Genomic DNA, 16,319 nt, shown 5'->3' with positions numbered 1-16,319 from the left:
CATACCCACTTTGTTGTAGCCGCTTTTTTCAATGCCTTGTCATACTTAACAAGGCTACAATAATAAGAGATACGCATTATGAAGCAGTTAGTACTAACCATTATCGGAAAAGATCGACCAGGTCTAGTTGAAGAAATATCTTCAACATTACTTTCACACCACGGTAATTGGCTTACCAGTAATTTAAGCCATTTAGCAGGCCAATTCGCGGGCATTGTACAAGTTGAAATTGCTGAAGAGCATTTACAGGAAATTCAAGATGCTTTAAAAACGCTTGCAGGCTTAGAAATAAAAATAGAGCTAGGTGAGCTAGAAGCTGCACCTGATACACCCGAAACATTAAACCTCGTTATTACCGGCAATGATAGACCCGGTATAGTACAAGAGCTTGCTTCTGTGATCCGCCATAAAGGAGCAAACATCACGCATTTAAATTCTCGAAAACAAAGCGCGCCAAATTGGGGGGTACCTATATTCAGTGCGTTTGCAACTGTTACCTTGCCAACTGGCATGCACAAAGATAATGTTATTGATGCATTAGAATCAATAACCAGCGATTTAATTGTCGATATTGAATCGGATTAACCCCATATCGATTTCGTAAATAGTTAGTCATGACAAGCGTTAAGGCTTGTCATGAAAATGTCACACCTTGGACCTATATTACTTTTAATTTCTTCCTAAAGAATTAAAAAATGCAGGCGACCTCTCATCCTACTGAAACGATAAGTTACTTTTCAAAAGAGCTCAGTTGGCTTTCGTTCAATGAACGAGTTCTACAAGAAGCAAAAGATAACAGCAATCCAATAATAGAAAGAATGCGATTTTTAGGTATATTTTCCAATAATCTAGATGAATTTTTTCGAGTTCGTGTGGCCGATGTAAAGCGGCGTGTATTATTAAATAAATTATCCGATGCGCACTTTGATGCCGATGAAGCACTACTTGCTAATATTAATAAAAAAGTACTTGAACTCGGAAAGAAATTCAACGTGGTTCACCAGCAAATATTGGCCGATTTAGAAAAGCACAATATTCATGTGGCACAGCCCCGTGATTTATCGGAACTGCACTTAGCGTGGCTTAAACAATTCTTTAAAGACCAAGTATTACCACAGATGTCGCCCATGCTATTAACTGAGAATAAAGATTACTCTAACAATATCAACGATACGATGATCTATTTTTTTGTGCAAATGCTCGGAGAAAAGCAACATCACGCATTACTTGAAATCCCCACAGATCGCATTGAACGCTTTGTTCAATTACCCCCAGAAAAAGCCAAGCGTCATAAAACAATTGTGATGCTAGACGATGTCGTTCAATATTTCATAAAGGATGTTTTTAAAGGCTTTTTCAATTTTGATAGTATCGATGGCTATGCAATAAAACTGACCCGAGATGCAGAGTACAATCTAGATAACGAAATAGAAGAAGGCCTTTTAGATAAAATGTCTAAAGGCTTAAAACAACGCTTATGTGCGGAACCCGTTAGGCTCGTATATGACCAAGCTATGCCCGAAGAAATGCTTAAAATCATGAAAAAACGTCTCGGTGTTACCCATCAAGATGCCCTGATCCCCGGAGGCCGCTATCGTAATTTTAGAGACTTTATTTCGTTTCCAAATGTTGGACGAAAGCATTTAGAAAACGCGCCATTACAGCCATTACAAAGTGCAGCCTTCGACGCGCATGGCAGTGTATTCAAAGCGATTTCAGAGAAGGATATTCTGCTTTATTATCCCTATCATACCTTTAACCACATGTTGGAATATGTACGCCAAGCTGCTTTTGATCCCAAAGTTACACAAATAAAGGTGAATATTTATCGAGTTGCCAGTCGCTCTCGGTTAATTTCATCTTTATTAAGTGCAGCCAAAAACGGCAAGAAAATAACCGTCATGGTCGAGTTAAAAGCCCGTTTTGATGAGCAAAATAATATTGAATGGGCTAAATTACTTTCCGAGGCTGGGATTAAGGTAATGGTCGGTATTCCTGCATTAAAAGTGCATAGCAAACTCTGCGTCATTCACCGTAAAGAGAAAGGGAGAATAGTAAAATACGCGCATATCGGCACCGGTAATTTCCACGAGAAAACAGCGAAGATTTATACTGACTTTAGTCTGTTTACAAAACACACCGATATATGTAATGAATGTGATAGCGTTTTCAAATTTATAGAAAGCAGCTATCGACCCTTTCATTTTGAACATTTGATGATTTCTCCTGTCAATGCAAGAGATCGTATTCTTGATTTAATCGACCGTGAGGTACGACTGTGCGAACAAGGAAAGATAGGTAAAATCACAATAAAGATAAATAACCTAGTTGATAAGCAATTGGTAGATAAGCTGTACTTTGCAGCCCGTCACGGTGTTAAAATTCGTATTATAGTAAGAGGGATGTGTGCATTGGTCCCTGGTTTACCTCGTTTTAGTGACAATATCAAAGTTATCAGCATCGTTGATCGGTTTTTAGAGCACCCCCGTGTTATGGTATTTGAAAACGATGGAGATCCTCAGGTCTATATTTCATCTGCTGATTGGATGACTCGTAATCTTGACCACCGTGTTGAGGTAACTGCACCTATCTATGATGACGAATTAAAAAACGTCATTATAGAAATATTGGAGCTGCAATTACGTGACCGATGTAAAGCTAGGGTCATTGATAAAGAACAAAAGAACCTCTATGTTCGCAGAGGTAATAGCAAAAAGATCCGTTCACAGTTGGCAATATATGACTATCTAAAGAAATGGGAAAATAGTAAGAGCACACAATGACAGAATACCCCTCTATTGCCGCCGTTGACTTAGGCTCAAATAGCTTTCATTTATTAATTGCGAGAGAAGTCGACGGACGCTTTCAAATATTACATAAAGAAAAGCAAAGAGTGTACCTCGCTGCAGGACTAGACGATGATTTCTACCTATCATCCGAAGCAATTGAACGCGCATTGCATGCGTTAAAACAGTTTGCAACAACCTTAAAAAGCTTCTCTCATAGTCATGTACAAGTTGTTGCTACATACACATTGCGCAATAGTAAAAATATTCAACATTTTTTACACAAAGCTCAGCAATGCTTCCCATTTAAAATCAATGTTATTTCGGGGCAAGAAGAAGCACGCCTTATTTATCAAGGCGTCGCTAACTATATTCATAATGAACACAACAGATTAGTTATTGATATTGGTGGAGGTAGTAGTGAACTCATTATTGGCCGACATTTTAACCACCTCTTATTGACAAGCCGTAATATGGGTTGTGTTAACATGACGCAGCAGTTTTTCTCAGATGGTAAGTTAACAGAAAAACGCTTTAATAAAGCACTAATCAAAGCTGAGCAAGACTTAGAAGTAATTACGGCTAGTTATTTAAACAAAGGTTGGGAAACCTGCTTAGGTACCTCAGGTACCATCAAGACACTGAGCGCAATCAATCATGCTTACTTTAATGAGTCACACCTCACTCTGAAAAGTCTAACACACATCAAAACACTCATATTTGAACAACAACAATTACAACTATTGGTGCTAAAAGGGCTTCCTATTGAACGCCGCAATAGTATTGTCGGTGGCCTCATTGTATTAATTGCGATATTTAAACAACTCAACATTCACTCTTTAGAATACTGTGATTTTGCATTACGTGAAGGACTTATGCATGAGGCCCACCAGCGTAAAGAGTTTGATATTCGTGCCCGTACTATAAATACTTTATGCGAGCACTACACTGTTGATACAGCCCATAGCGATAACATTTGTCAAACTTTACGACAATTTTTTGCCGCAACAGAACGAAGCTGGCAGCTCAATAGCTGTGATTTACAGATTTTATGCTGGGCTGCACAACTTCACGAAGTTGGTTTGACTATCAATTCATCAGGCTTACACAAGCATAGTGCTTATATTATTATGCACAGCCAACTTCCTGGTTTTACACAAGAACAACAACTATTACTCAGCACTTTAATTCGTTTTTACCGAAAGAAAATCAAACCAACTGACATTCACGCACTTTTTACTGAGCAACCAAAGAACTTTGCTAAACTATTGACCTTGCTGCGCTTAGCAATAATTTGCAACCAGAAGCGACAGTATCAACAAACAGGTAAGATAGAATTGCAAGCACAAGAAGATACACTGAGCATTAAACTCGATGCGGATTGGGCAAACAAGCACTCGATTTTATTTGCTGATTTACAGCAAGAGCAACGTTATCTAACACCACTCAATATCAATTTGGCTCTAATTTAATAAACTGATGTTAAACGTGCACCACGGCAAAAATATCATCTGCATAAGTCCGGCTTTGCATCGCTAAATCAAACAAGTGCGTTTTATTCGTCGCGGGTCGAATGGCATTCAGAATGGCTTCAGCCTCTTGCCAGTTATTATGCTCAATTTCTAATGCTAAGCGCAACGCGCCCCCCATAAGTCCTTGATAATTTAACAACGCACTACTTAATGAACTATCTAAAGAAAACTCAGAAATAACCACCGACAACTCAATCTCTAATATGGCATCTAATATTGACATTAAACCGATTAAATAGCCCTGCTCAGCCATTTCATCTCCACCCGGTGCTAGAAATAGTTCAATAAACCGAGCTCGCATCAAGCCCATTTTTGTCAGCTCTGCTGGCTTATCAAGCCCGAGCTCACTCAGTGCTAATACTCGAACAAATTGGCGTATCGCATCCTCTCCCAAATACACAACAGCTTGAGCAATCGACTTCATTTCAATTTTATTATCGCCAGCTTTCGCATTTGCTAATTTTAAAATTCTTGCTGTTAAGCTTAAATCTTTCGCAACTCGCTGCTGAACTTCTTTAAAACACAAATTCGTTTTCGCTGTGCAACGTAGTAAATCGAAAATCGCAGCTTTGGAGGGTTCAATGTTGCCATGGTTTAACATTTCTGGACGAGCAAAAAAGAAGCCTTGGAAATAATCGGCCCCAGCAGCATGAATAAAGTTATATTCCTCGAGCGTTTCAATCCGTTCCACAACTATTTTTACATCCGGATAGGTCCGTTTTAGCTTTTTCAGCATCATCGTTGTTTTAATGATTGGCTGCTCGACTTCTAACTTAATATAATTCATAAGTGGCAATAAGGGTGCCCAACGTGCGTCCCCGTCATAATCATCTAAAGCAAAATGATAACCTTGCTTTTTTAGTCTTACGACCGTTTCAACCAACTCGGTAATATTTTGCGAGCGTTCGACGATTTCTACAATTAGATTTTCAGGATTAAGTAACTTTGGGAGCTCATGTAATAAAGATTCGTCAGAGAGGTTAATAAATGCTCTATGTCCTGCCGCAAGCCGATCAACGCCTACAAACATTAACGAATTGAAAAACATTCGGCCCGTGGCTTGACCATCGGTCACGCCAGACGGAAAAGCATTGTTATCTGAATCTCGATACAATAATTCATACGCATAGATATTTTGAGCTTTATCAAGTATTGGCTGGCGTGCAATATATTGCACTGAAGAATTTTTAACTTTTGCGATCGTGCCACTCATCAACATCAATACCCTTGTTTTAACTAATGAAGCTCGGGAACTATCAGAATACGATATGCATGTAAGCTGAGCAATTAAAAACTCATGTTCTTATCAATAATTATCAATATACGTATAAACTTATAAATAAACTTTACACGCATCTAGTATTCCTTCACACGGTTTTGGACTAATATTGTGATATGAATGTACCAAAAAGAATAGTAACCCTTTATTTAGTGTGTGCTGTTTGGTCATCAAACGCACTCACCAAAAACCACTTAGAGTATAGCTTAAGTGGCTCAGGTAACTATTACCCTTATTACACACATGACCCAAGGGCTCCTGGCATACTTCCTGAAGCAATCCAAGCAATTTTAAAAGAAGCAAATATTACAGGGGAAGATCTCCTCTTGCCAGCAAAGCGTACCAACTATTACTTACAGCAGCAAAAAATAGACTTTGATTTAGTGAGCCCTAGCTGGCTAAAAGACACTGAGTTAAACAATCCACAATATATATTTTCCATTGCAATATTACCAATCTCAGAATACATTGTGACTCGTCTAAAAACACATGTTCCCCCCTCTCTTGAGCATATGATTGTAGGCACGGTTCGAGGTTACTATTATCATAATGATGAAGTGTTTGAACGCGTCGATTTCAATTCTGAAAAAGAGTTGATGCTTGCACTACATCGTAAACGTGTTGATCAAATCATAATCGGTAATTTGCCAGCGCTGTATTGGTCTAAGAAACTGAATATTCCATTTTTTATGGCTGCAATACACTCTCAAGGGTATATCCACATGCGCTTATTGTCTAAGCATAAAAACCTATTGCCAATCATAAATAAAGCAATTGAAGCTTTGTCAAAAAAAACCTACTTTAAGAACATTGAACGAAAGTACTTACAATCTCTAAGCACCACTAGCGAGGGTCCATAATAATCACGTATAATTCCACTTTCATCTATGTTTGTAGGAATAAATTATGAGTATCGCCGCCACTTTAGCTCAAAGAAGCAACGGACAATGTGAATTATGTAGCAATAATACAGGTCTTGACGTTTTTGAAGTACCACCTGTAAATGAAGCTCACTCAGATAAATGTGTGTATCTATGCTCAACATGCAAACCCCAAGTTGAGGGCAATGAAACGCTACAAACAAATCATTGGCATTGCCTAAATGATAGCATGTGGAGCCAAACACCAGCCGTACAAGTCGTTGCTTTTCGTTTATTAAGCCAATTGGCTGTCGAGCATAGTTGGGCACAAGATGCGTTAGATATGTTGTATTTAGAAGATGACACGCGAACTTGGGCTGCTCAGGTACTCGCAGATGAAGATGAGATTGTTCATCTGGACAGCAACGGTGTACGACTCAATGCAGGCGATACCGTAGTGCTAATTAAAGATCTAGATGTAAAAGGCAGTAGTATTGTGGCAAAAAGAGGAACCGCAGTGCGTAATATTGGCCTAACCTCTAATCCGGACCATATAGAAGGTCGAGTTGATGGTCAACGCATTGTTATATTAACTAAATTCGTCAAAAAGTAACTCGGATTCAAAGTGGTGCCGCTATATGACAATAGGGGCACCGGCTAACTTATTCTTCGACAAGCTGTTCGCTGCGGTAAAACCCATTTTCATCACTCAAGATGTCAACCAACTCAGGTAATACATCGTCCATAGCCGCTTTCAATGTCCAAGGGGGGTTAATTACTATCATACCCGAAGCTGTCATACCATGTTCTTGAGTATCGCAACTGGTTGCCAATTCAAACAGTTGAATATTGTTAATACCTGACTCCTTAAGCGTCTCTTCTAACAGGTCAATACGCTCTCTATCCACAACTGGGTACCAAATCATATAAGTACCAGAGTTAAAACGTTTATGTGCTTTAATGATCATTTTCGCAGCTTGCTGATAATCCGTTTTTATTTCATACGGAGGATCCATTAAAACACATGCACGTCTTGATGCAGGTGGTACCAATCCAAGTAACCCTTTAAATCCATCTTCACCACGGACTCTTAAAGACTTTTTATGTGACAAATTCTCTTCTAAAAGCCCCAAGTCTTTAGGGTGTAATTCAAAAAACCATCCTTTATCTTGACGTCTTAAAAATTGCTCAGCCATTTTCGGCGAACCCGGATAATATAACAAGTCTGTTTTATTAAACGATTTAACCAAAGTAACAAAATGCGCCAACGTTTCATTGCCACCATCATAGTGCCAAAGCTTTGCTATGCCGTCTAAATACTCTTGGGTCTTTTGCGCATCACTACTGTTGAGCTCAAAAAAACCAGCTCCGGAATGAGTATCAATGTAATCCAAAGGCTTATCCTTGCGAGTCATGTACTCTAATACTGTCGCAAGGACTAAATGTTTAATAATATCTGCTGGATTACCCGCATGAAATGAATGTCTGTAACTAAGCATAAAGAGACCTTGCTTCGCAATTGAGCAATTTTGCTGAACCGCTTGTGAATAAAATAGGGTATATCCGTCATTATTACCCAAAGCCATAGAAAAATCAGCATAAAGGTGCGTAATGACTAGCATCCTACGTCACTTTGTTTTACATTTGCATGACAAAAATACTGTATAAGAGCGCATTTATGAATAACGACACTCTCCCTCAACTCGAACAGCTGATCGATCAACTCATTGCTCAAAATGAGCGACTAAATAATGAAGTTTCAGGACTTAAAGAGCAAAATAGTAAACTAATCGATGAAAATGAAACTTTACAACTTGAAGTACTTGAAAGTGAAGAGAAGCAAAAAGAAACAAGTAGTACTTTAACGAATCTACTTGATAAACTGCAAAGTGCAACCCAGGCGAGCTAATGTCTGAGAAGATCAATCAAGTTGATGTGACCCTGCTTGGCAAAACCCATCAATTTGCCTGTTCTGAGGGGCAAGAAAACGTGCTCCTCGATGCCGCGAATTTACTGAATGAGCGCGTTACCCAAATGAAGCAACGCGCCACAGTTCGTAATGAACAAAATGCATTGCTCATGGCTGCGCTTTATTTGTGTCACGATTTGCAAGCTCTTGAGCAGCAGCAACAAACGCACCATCAGTCGCAACAAATACTAATTGATAAGCTAGTATCACACCTTGAGGTAGATTGAAGTCTTTATAAAAAACGTATTTTCGGTTAAATTATCGACATGAGATAGATGGGTTTTTCTAATTATGCGTTTTTTCATTTTTATATTTCTATTGTGTTTTTCATTTTTTACCTTTGCCCAAAAGTGGCATCAGATTGATCCTAATACATTTATTATTTCTCCACCAAAAAATGCAATACAGTTACAAACAAACCTTGCCATACTGACAGGTAAAAATTGCGCTGCCGTTATAAATGCACATGGTGATTTCACCGCCATTGAGCTGACCATCAAGCAAATTAAGAACCGTATAAAAGTCCCTGTTTGCTATTTAATTAGTACGAGTAGTGACATTCATGAAGTACTTGGCATTGCTTTAATGCAACGTGCATTTCCTGCAGCCTCGTGGATTGCACCTTCACATGTGAAACATAACCTAAGCAATTATCAGCATGCCTACAACGACAAAATCTCCCAGTACTTAAATAGTTATGAGGTCAGCACTCAAAGAGTGGAAAATTTTGATTTAGAAGGCAAAGCGCTTTGGAAAAATAAAATGCGACAGGCTAATCAACGGATCCAAGATTGGAAAAATATTCCTCTTCGCGCTCCCATCGAGGTCAAAAAGCAATTGCAACTAGGTAACCATTTAATTGATATCGAAACGTATTCAGCATTCAGTAAAGAAGATTTATTTGTATTCAGTCACCTCAACAATGGCATGTTTGCGGGTACCAGCATCGATCCGATCCCCTACGTCACACACTCAAAGCTCAATCAATGGCTTCAGACTTTAAGTATTATGGAAAATACATCACAGATTAAATGGCTACTTCCAAGCCATGGAAAACCCTATAAGCGTGCCGCATTAAACAAACCTATCACTTTTTTACGCACCGTGATGAAGCACAGTATACGACAAAATAATGAGCTCCCTGAAGAATTACTCAAGCGATATCCTAAAAAGGAATTACAGCCCAAACTAACATTGTTATATCAGATTGCCGTGCAGCACAACCCAAAAAATAATAACAAAACGCTATCTGTGCAAATGCCCAATACCCCGCCTCCTCAATTGTAAAAGGCGAATCCATGCGCATTTTTTATTTACTGACCATCCTTGGAACTTTAAATGGCTGTACGACAATTCAGCCACAGGAAGATAATACTCAAGCGGTATTTACAGCTCTTACAAAGACCAACAAACCTGAGCCAAAAATAGAACCAAGCTCAACCAAGCCGCCAGCTAACAATTTTAAGTTACCCGAAGAGCCCCCTTTACTGCCTCCCATAACCAACCTTTGGCAAGTGATAGTTAACCAATTAAGCTTTGATGTCGTACCTACATCTCGGCTGCATAAACGTATTGATTGGTATTTAGCACAACCAACTTATTTGGCTCAGGTCAACAAAAGGGCCGCGCCATATCTATACCATATCGTGAAACGTGTTGAACAACGCGGGTTGCCTATGGAGCTCGTTTTACTGCCGTTCGTAGAAAGTGATTTTAGGCCCACAGCTGTTTCTCAACAAAAAGCCGTTGGCGTATGGCAATTAGTTGAAGCGACAGCATACCACTTTGGCGCAATATCTGATCCTTGGTACGATGGACGCAAAGACGTACTCTCCGCGACGGATGCTGCCCTCGACTATTTAAGCTATTTATACAAACGCTTTAATGGCAACTGGTTACATGCAATAGCCGCCTATAACACGGGGGAAGGCCGAGTAAAGAAGGCCATTGACCGTAATAGAGCAAAGGGGATCAGTACGCACTTTTGGCACTTAAAACTGCCAAAAGAAACATCTGAGTACGTACCTAAATTACTTGCGTTAAGCTATTTATTACAAAAAAAGCACCCAAAATTTACTCGGCCACACCTACCTAACTACGCGCTCACGACCGCATTAGATGTAGGTCAGCAATTTGATTTTGGCGTTCTTTCTTCCCTAGTGAATGTTCCTAAACAAACAATCCACCACTTAAATCCCGGCTTTCTTCGTCATCAAAGTTCCCCTCAAGGTCCACATAAAGTATTACTGCCAATGACTGAAAAAAAACTATTACAAAGTCAGTTCTTTAAGCGTCACTTTAGCCAAACATATACGGTAAAAAAAGGTGATACCCTTTATGGCATCGCTAAGCGTTTTAATACTAAAGTTAAAACAATCACGCTACTCAATAACAAAACGAGCTCCTTATTACATATTGGTGAAGTACTTTCTCTAAATAAAGTAACCCAATCTAATAGTTTACTCATTGATTACGAGATCAGTCCTTACCTTATTGAAAAGAAACAAACCAAGCCCGTCACAATTGAATATTTTCACCAAATCAAACCCGGTGACTCTTTATGGGAGGTCAGTCAGCTCTACAAGGTCTCGGTCAAAGACTTAATGATTTGGAATGAGATATCAGCACACAGCATGCTCAAACCAGGCAATACGCTGATTTTGCATTTACCCAAGCCACAGTTGGTATCTGAACCTGTAAACACTAAACAGTATTTGTCGGAGTTAGAGGTGCTCGTGAAACCAGAAAGCGGGCCTAGACCCTAGCTTAGTAGTGCATCGTCACGTAAAATGACTGTATAAATTACTTACAGAGACTGATATGCACATTACTAAAGACACCGCTGTTGAATTCCATTACACACTCAGTGAAGGCGATCAACATATTGAAACGAGCACTACTGATGAGCCGCTTAGCTACATACACGGTAATGACAGTATGCTGCCTGGTCTTGAAAAAGCGCTTGATAATAAAACGACGGGAGATAAATTCAGCGTGACACTTTCTCCAGAAGAGTCGTATGGAGAGTTTAAAGAAGGCTTAGTACAGCGTATCCCAATTAAACACCTACAAGGCTTAGGCAACAATAAAGCTTGGAAAGCAGGTATGTCTGCCATTGTGGAGTCAAACCAAGGTAGACATCAAGTTACCATCATTAAAGTGGGGAAGTTCAACGCTGACTGTGACCTTAACCACCCATTCGCTGGTAAAACTTTAACGTTCGACGTAGAAGTGATCTCGGTACGAGAAGCCACGGCAGAAGAACTCTCACATGGGCATGTTCACGGTGCCGGTGGTTGTGGACATTAAACTATGACAAAAGTTGCCATTGTTACCGGTGGCAGCTTTGGCATTGGCCTCGCCATTGTCGAAAAGCTGCTATCACAAGATTATCAAGTCTTTAACCTCGACATAGCCCCCAGTGAGCGTGGTCAGTTCATCCATTGTGATGTCAGTAACGTTGCACAAGTCAACGCTGCAATCGCACAAATCACAGAAAAAAACAAACGCATTGATGTCTTAGTTTCCAATGCTGGAAAACATTTAAGCGCAACGATTGAAGAGACTGATGAAAAAACTCTTGATCAGCTCTTTTCTCTTAATGTAAAAGGTGCATACGCGGCCACAAAAGCCGTATTACCAACAATGAAAGCCCAAAATAATGGGGCTATTATTTTCATTTCCTCAGATCAAGCTCTCGTCGGTAAACGCAATTCATTCGCTTATAATTTAACAAAGTCAGCACTCGCCTCAATGGCCAAAACAACAGCGCTAGATTACGCATCAAATAACATTCGCGCCAATGCAGTGTGCCCTGGCACAATAGAAACTCCACTATTCCATAGCGCAATCGATAAATATTGTGAACAAAGCAACGCAGATAAAGCCACGATAGTTGCAGAAGAAGCCGCATTGCAACCACTTGGTCGCTTGGGTAAAGCGCAAGAAGTTGCAGCATTAGTGGCATTTCTCGTCAGTGATGATGCCAGTTTCATAACCGGCAGCCTACAAACTATTGACGGGGGGTATACGGCGCAATGATTGCCATTATTGATCCTCACATTCATTTTTTTGATTTGCAAATGGGTCAATATGAATGGCTGGTGGGGGATACCCCGCCAAATTGGGCCAACTTATCTCTGATAAAACAAAACCATAATCCCAATCACTTAAAAAATCCCACTTTCTTAGTGGAAGCAGTTGTGCATATTGAAGCCGGATTTAATAATCAACATCCTCACAAAGAACTCGAATGGCTTGCGAAGGCAGCTCGGCCATTGCGGTACGGGGCTATTGCCTATATTGATATCACATTAGAGCCGATACACTTTTCTGAGCAGCTCTCTAAGTTGCTTCACGACCCTTGCCTTAGAGGTATTCGTGATATTACTGAAGGCACTGATGCAATACGTTTACTGCACCCCAATGTATTCACAAACCTCTCCACTTTGAGCTGTCACAAGTTATGCTTTGAAGCACAGTTTGAACTAAACAATCAACAAGTTGCTAACCAAGTTGCCAACTACTGCCTATCATTACCTCACCTATCATTGTTTCTTAATCATGCAGGGTTGCTTGAACGTAATACACAATGGGATCACAGCATGGCTAAGCTATCAAGCTGTCCAAATATAGCGATCAAATTTTCGGGTTTCGAGCATCTTATATCTCCATTATCAAAAAACACATGTCTACAACTATGTCTTCAATACTTTGGAGATGAACGTATCATGTTCGCTTCAAATTACCCCGTATGTTTGATGGAAAAAAGTTATGAAGAAATATGGCTGGAGTACCGTCAACTTGTTGAAAGTGAAGTGTTATGGAAAAAACTCAGTTACCACAATGCAAAACGGTTATATCGCCTTTAAGATCGTATTTGTACTAAATCATAAGCGGTTAGATCCGGCACTATTGCCTGAAGCCTAGCCTCCGTTTCATCCAAGGTATTTAAGCACTCACAATATTCTTCAGCTTTACTTTCTAGTTGTTGTGCTTTTTTCTCTAACGATTTATCAATTTCTTTCGTGATAATATCCATCCGCTGGCTCATATCAGTAATACGGTCTTCTATATTGCCCTCTCGCGATTTAAACGCATCGCCTAAAGAGACTAAAATCGCTCCTAAAGATCCATGAACAGCTGAGTGAATTTTTTGACTAATCTCTTTCGTGAAAAAATCATCTATCTTCGATAAAGACTGAGGTGCAATAAAGAAGAAATCATCCCCTCTTTTAAACTTATCCATTAAAGCACGCTCAACATACTGTAACTGTGTTTTAAGTACTTCAGGTTCTTTATCTGACATACCTTCAACAACTTGTTCAATCGCACTTAAACCCAAATTTACACCATCCGTTGCTAAACTTACCAATTCAGGAACGGTGTCTCGTATCCCTTTTGAATACTCATATAAAACTTGTGTTTCTTGTTCAGAGAGATCGATCCAATAGCCTTGAATTAAAAGTTGGGTATCATTATTAATTTGTACTCGAGTTTGCCCTTTATCAACAATACGGATCACTGAATCAGTTATAATCAAACCATGCCCAAGCTCAACCTCACACTTCCCCTGAGCAAAGCAAGTAAGTGGCAACATAGACAACAGCAAACTGCAGCGCTTTATGAATGACATAGAATCCCCTTAACGTACATCGCGTCAGAATATCAAACTTTTACGCAATACCAAAACTATTTGCTGTACCGAACGAGTCGTAAAAATATATCAGATGTTTTGGCTTTAATGTTGTTTTTCCCATCTGAAAACTGGTAAGCCCACGCATGGTCAATTTGTGTTATCGCAGTGGTACTCGTCCAATAGTTTTCATTCAGCGTTCCTGAGAAAATGGTGATATTGGCAGCAGGTTCTACACACTGGAACTCAACAATACTTGCCAACTCTTTTATATTTGGTACATGCCAATCTTTAAACTCCCCAAGCTCATCATTCGCAGCGGCACTCAAAGCTTGTTGCCAATTAAGTTGTTGAGCTGTACCTGTGCAACTCTGATCACCCGAATTATATATTTGGCCAAAATTACACCGTTGCCACATAAGCCCAGTGAAAGAGTCTGTCACAGTGCCTTCTGTTGAGATTGAAAACCGTTCCGTCGGCGACGTACTACCAACGGTTGATATACAAGTTTGCGCTGCTAATAACGACATTGAAGTCATAGATATGCAGATTAATATAAAAATTCTCACAAATAACTCCTAAGGTGTTCTAACCAAACGCACATACGCAGTATTCTTTTTCGGGTAAGCTAAATCATTACCTGTTTGCATATCGAGAATAAAAGCTTGGGTTAAACTACGACCATCAACGCTTGTTTGAGTTGTCCAATAATACTGATGATTTAATAATGCGGCAGACGGTATATTTGGAAAGAAGATTGGATCTAATAATTGCTTCCCATCACTATGGCCAAAGTCAATAATCCCGAGTAACTCTAAGTACGTTGGAAGGCGCCAATTACTGCCTCCACAAAAATTACTGGCATTAACATCATCTATTAAAGATTGAATCCCACAATTGACATTACTTGGGCACGTGGAATTGGCTGGACCAATAATTGAACCATCTTGTGCACTCCCATCAGCAGATAAATACCAAGTATAATGGTTTTTACCATCCCGTATTGATGTATTGGGGACTGTGCCAGTATTGGTCTCTTTTACTTCCCAAATTAAGCCTGTTACGTTATCACGAACACAGGTAAATTCGGTCTCAGAATCAGGGAGCTCATCAGCAAATTGATTCAATTTGGTAAAATCAAAGCCAACTCTACCTGTGCCTGTCTTATCAATTAAATTCGCGACGCTATCGCGCCCAACATCACCATCTTGATTGACAAATGTTGAGTCATTACAAGTAATGACAGAGGTATTGCTGAAGCAACTATCCAAGCCCGAATCATTTCGAAGACCTAAAGCTTTGGGCGTAATCGTCACTTTGACACTATCATCTTCAGATAAATTGAGCGGGTCTTTAATAATAACTTTAAAACTGACTTCAGCAGTACTATCGACATTTGGCGCGATAAACGTTGTGGTGCACGACGCAACATCATTAATTACAATAGGTAAGTTACTTCCCTGTTGACTCCAAAGGCATGTATAGCTCCCTGACACACTGACGCTTTTTGACGCATCAAGTGTTACCACATCAAACTCAGTCACTGTTTGCTCATCTCCAGCTTCTGCCAATACAGGGGTATTTGTCGCCGCCAATGTCATTGAAAACTCAGTACTCGCCTCGCCACCTTCGTCATCTTTAATCGTTACACTAAAACGTGCGGTTTGCGTCTGTAATAGCAATGGATGTACAAATGAAATTTCACTTTGAGTTAAGTCACTCAGTGATAATATTGGGCCTGCTAACTGTTGCCACTGATAAGACACAATCGCTCCGTTTGTATCTGGGTCTGACGATGTTGCAGCACTTAATTTAACCGTATCTGGATATTTAGCTGGTAGCACATCCGGCGCTGTTTGAGTAATGGCAGGAATAGGTAATTGATTTTCAGAGGTCACATTGATCGTGATTGTATCAGAAGCAGTTTTATCATTTGGCGCACGGTAATCCACCTGCAACATTATCACGCTATCTGTTTTCACATCTGGTGCCGTTATGGTTACTTCACTTGCCTGTTGAGGGAAACCTTCTAATGCTGGCCCGCTTATAACCTGCCAATTAAACACCCCATCAGCCGGGGAAGCTGAAGCTGCAATCGTCACGCTCGCTTTTTCAACTACGGTGATATTATTATTGACGTTAATACTGGCATTTTCTTGTGCAGGCTCTGAAGATGACGAACCACCACCGCATCCAACTAACAAACTCCCAATCAATAATGGAAGGACTAAACGGTTCAACATACTTCGCTCCTAGCC

17 protein-coding genes are annotated in these 16,319 nt (G+C 39.9%); 12 read left to right on the top strand and 5 right to left on the bottom strand.

The window, feature by feature from the left end:
• The first annotated feature begins 78 nt into the window (after nucleotides 1–78).
• The 3 genes from J8M01_RS13450 to J8M01_RS13440 all read left to right on the top strand — a co-directional run bounded on the left by J8M01_RS13450 (nucleotide 79) and on the right by J8M01_RS13440 (nucleotide 4,258).
• A complete protein-coding gene (locus J8M01_RS13450) occupies nucleotides 79–585 on the top strand; it encodes an ACT domain-containing protein (protein WP_192505822.1) in 507 nt (168 codons plus the stop codon).
• 110 nt (nucleotides 586–695) lie between these two features.
• Nucleotides 696–2,783 carry a polyphosphate kinase 1 gene (gene ppk1, locus J8M01_RS13445; RefSeq protein WP_211058353.1) on the top strand — a complete coding sequence of 696 codons (2,088 nt, stop codon included), beginning with the start codon at nucleotides 696–698 and terminating at the stop codon, nucleotides 2,781–2,783.
• The gene (locus tag J8M01_RS13440; protein WP_211058352.1) at nucleotides 2,780–4,258 is read left to right on the top strand and encodes a Ppx/GppA phosphatase family protein; all 1,479 of its coding nucleotides are present in this window, start codon (nucleotides 2,780–2,782) and stop codon (nucleotides 4,256–4,258) included. The genes ppk1 and J8M01_RS13440 overlap by 4 nt, the downstream gene beginning before the upstream one ends.
• Before the next feature lie 10 nt (nucleotides 4,259–4,268).
• Here J8M01_RS13440 and J8M01_RS13435 read toward each other — a convergent pair whose 3' ends face one another.
• Nucleotides 4,269–5,537 (bottom strand): HDOD domain-containing protein, encoded by a 1,269-nt coding sequence (locus J8M01_RS13435; RefSeq protein WP_211058351.1) that lies wholly within the window; start codon nucleotides 5,535–5,537, stop codon nucleotides 4,269–4,271.
• Nucleotides 5,538–5,713: 176 nt separating this feature from the next.
• Here J8M01_RS13435 and J8M01_RS13430 point away from each other — a divergent pair, with 176 nt between their 5' ends.
• Both J8M01_RS13430 and J8M01_RS13425 read left to right on the top strand, forming a co-directional pair.
• Complete coding sequence (locus tag J8M01_RS13430; protein WP_192505826.1) at nucleotides 5,714–6,457, top strand: transporter substrate-binding domain-containing protein; 744 nt, start codon at nucleotides 5,714–5,716, stop codon at nucleotides 6,455–6,457.
• 46 nt (nucleotides 6,458–6,503) lie between these two features.
• Entirely contained in the window at nucleotides 6,504–7,070 is a 567-nt protein-coding gene (locus J8M01_RS13425; RefSeq protein ID WP_192505827.1) for an alkylphosphonate utilization protein, read from the top strand.
• Nucleotides 7,071–7,119: 49 nt separating this feature from the next.
• Here J8M01_RS13425 and rlmJ read toward each other — a convergent pair whose 3' ends face one another.
• Nucleotides 7,120–7,956: a 23S rRNA (adenine(2030)-N(6))-methyltransferase RlmJ gene (gene rlmJ / locus J8M01_RS13420; RefSeq protein WP_192506068.1), complete on the bottom strand. Its 837-nt coding sequence runs from the start codon at nucleotides 7,954–7,956 to the stop codon at nucleotides 7,120–7,122.
• 179 nt (nucleotides 7,957–8,135) lie between these two features.
• Here rlmJ and zapB point away from each other — a divergent pair, with 179 nt between their 5' ends.
• The 7 genes from zapB to J8M01_RS13385 all read left to right on the top strand — a co-directional run bounded on the left by zapB (nucleotide 8,136) and on the right by J8M01_RS13385 (nucleotide 13,297).
• The gene (gene zapB, locus J8M01_RS13415) at nucleotides 8,136–8,366 is read left to right on the top strand and encodes a cell division protein ZapB (RefSeq protein ID WP_192505828.1); all 231 of its coding nucleotides are present in this window, start codon (nucleotides 8,136–8,138) and stop codon (nucleotides 8,364–8,366) included.
• Complete coding sequence (locus J8M01_RS13410; RefSeq protein ID WP_192505829.1) at nucleotides 8,366–8,653, top strand: cell division protein ZapA; 288 nt, start codon at nucleotides 8,366–8,368, stop codon at nucleotides 8,651–8,653. Before zapB ends, J8M01_RS13410 begins: the two co-directional genes overlap by 1 nt.
• 64 nt (nucleotides 8,654–8,717) lie before the next feature.
• Entirely contained in the window at nucleotides 8,718–9,713 is a 996-nt protein-coding gene (locus J8M01_RS13405) for a hypothetical protein (RefSeq protein WP_211058350.1), read from the top strand.
• An 11-nt stretch (nucleotides 9,714–9,724) separates the two neighbouring features.
• Complete coding sequence (locus J8M01_RS13400; RefSeq protein WP_211058349.1) at nucleotides 9,725–11,191, top strand: transglycosylase SLT domain-containing protein; 1,467 nt, start codon at nucleotides 9,725–9,727, stop codon at nucleotides 11,189–11,191.
• A gap of 55 nt (nucleotides 11,192–11,246) precedes the next feature.
• Nucleotides 11,247–11,735, top strand: coding sequence for a peptidylprolyl isomerase (locus J8M01_RS13395; RefSeq protein WP_210996551.1), 489 nt, complete (start codon nucleotides 11,247–11,249; stop codon nucleotides 11,733–11,735).
• A 3-nt stretch (nucleotides 11,736–11,738) separates the two neighbouring features.
• Nucleotides 11,739–12,467, top strand: coding sequence for an SDR family oxidoreductase (locus J8M01_RS13390; protein WP_210996550.1), 729 nt, complete (start codon nucleotides 11,739–11,741; stop codon nucleotides 12,465–12,467).
• Nucleotides 12,464–13,297, top strand: a complete 834-nt coding sequence (locus J8M01_RS13385; RefSeq protein ID WP_211058340.1) for an amidohydrolase family protein — start codon at nucleotides 12,464–12,466, stop codon at nucleotides 13,295–13,297. Before J8M01_RS13390 ends, J8M01_RS13385 begins: the two co-directional genes overlap by 4 nt.
• Here the strand turns inward: J8M01_RS13385 and J8M01_RS13380 are convergent.
• From J8M01_RS13380 to J8M01_RS13370, 3 genes are read right to left on the bottom strand one after another with little or no spacing between them, the layout of a single operon-like run.
• The gene (locus tag J8M01_RS13380; protein ID WP_211048057.1) at nucleotides 13,294–14,061 is read right to left on the bottom strand and encodes a YggN family protein; all 768 of its coding nucleotides are present in this window, start codon (nucleotides 14,059–14,061) and stop codon (nucleotides 13,294–13,296) included. The two genes, J8M01_RS13385 and J8M01_RS13380, sit on opposite strands and share 4 nt — an antisense overlap.
• 56 nt (nucleotides 14,062–14,117) lie before the next feature.
• Entirely contained in the window at nucleotides 14,118–14,630 is a 513-nt protein-coding gene (locus J8M01_RS13375; RefSeq protein ID WP_348772759.1) for a DUF1566 domain-containing protein, read from the bottom strand.
• A gap of 9 nt (nucleotides 14,631–14,639) precedes the next feature.
• On the bottom strand, nucleotides 14,640–16,304 hold the full coding sequence (locus tag J8M01_RS13370) for a DUF1566 domain-containing protein (protein WP_211058338.1): 1,665 nt from the start codon (nucleotides 16,302–16,304) through the stop codon (nucleotides 14,640–14,642).
• Between the last annotated feature and the right edge of the window lie 15 nt (nucleotides 16,305–16,319).

This window comes from Pseudoalteromonas sp. MMG005, from assembly GCF_018101015.1.
Lineage (GTDB): Bacteria > Pseudomonadota > Gammaproteobacteria > Enterobacterales > Alteromonadaceae > Pseudoalteromonas > Pseudoalteromonas aurantia.
The sequence above is the reverse complement of the archived record's forward strand: the minus strand, read 5'-3'. Positions and strand labels throughout refer to the sequence as shown.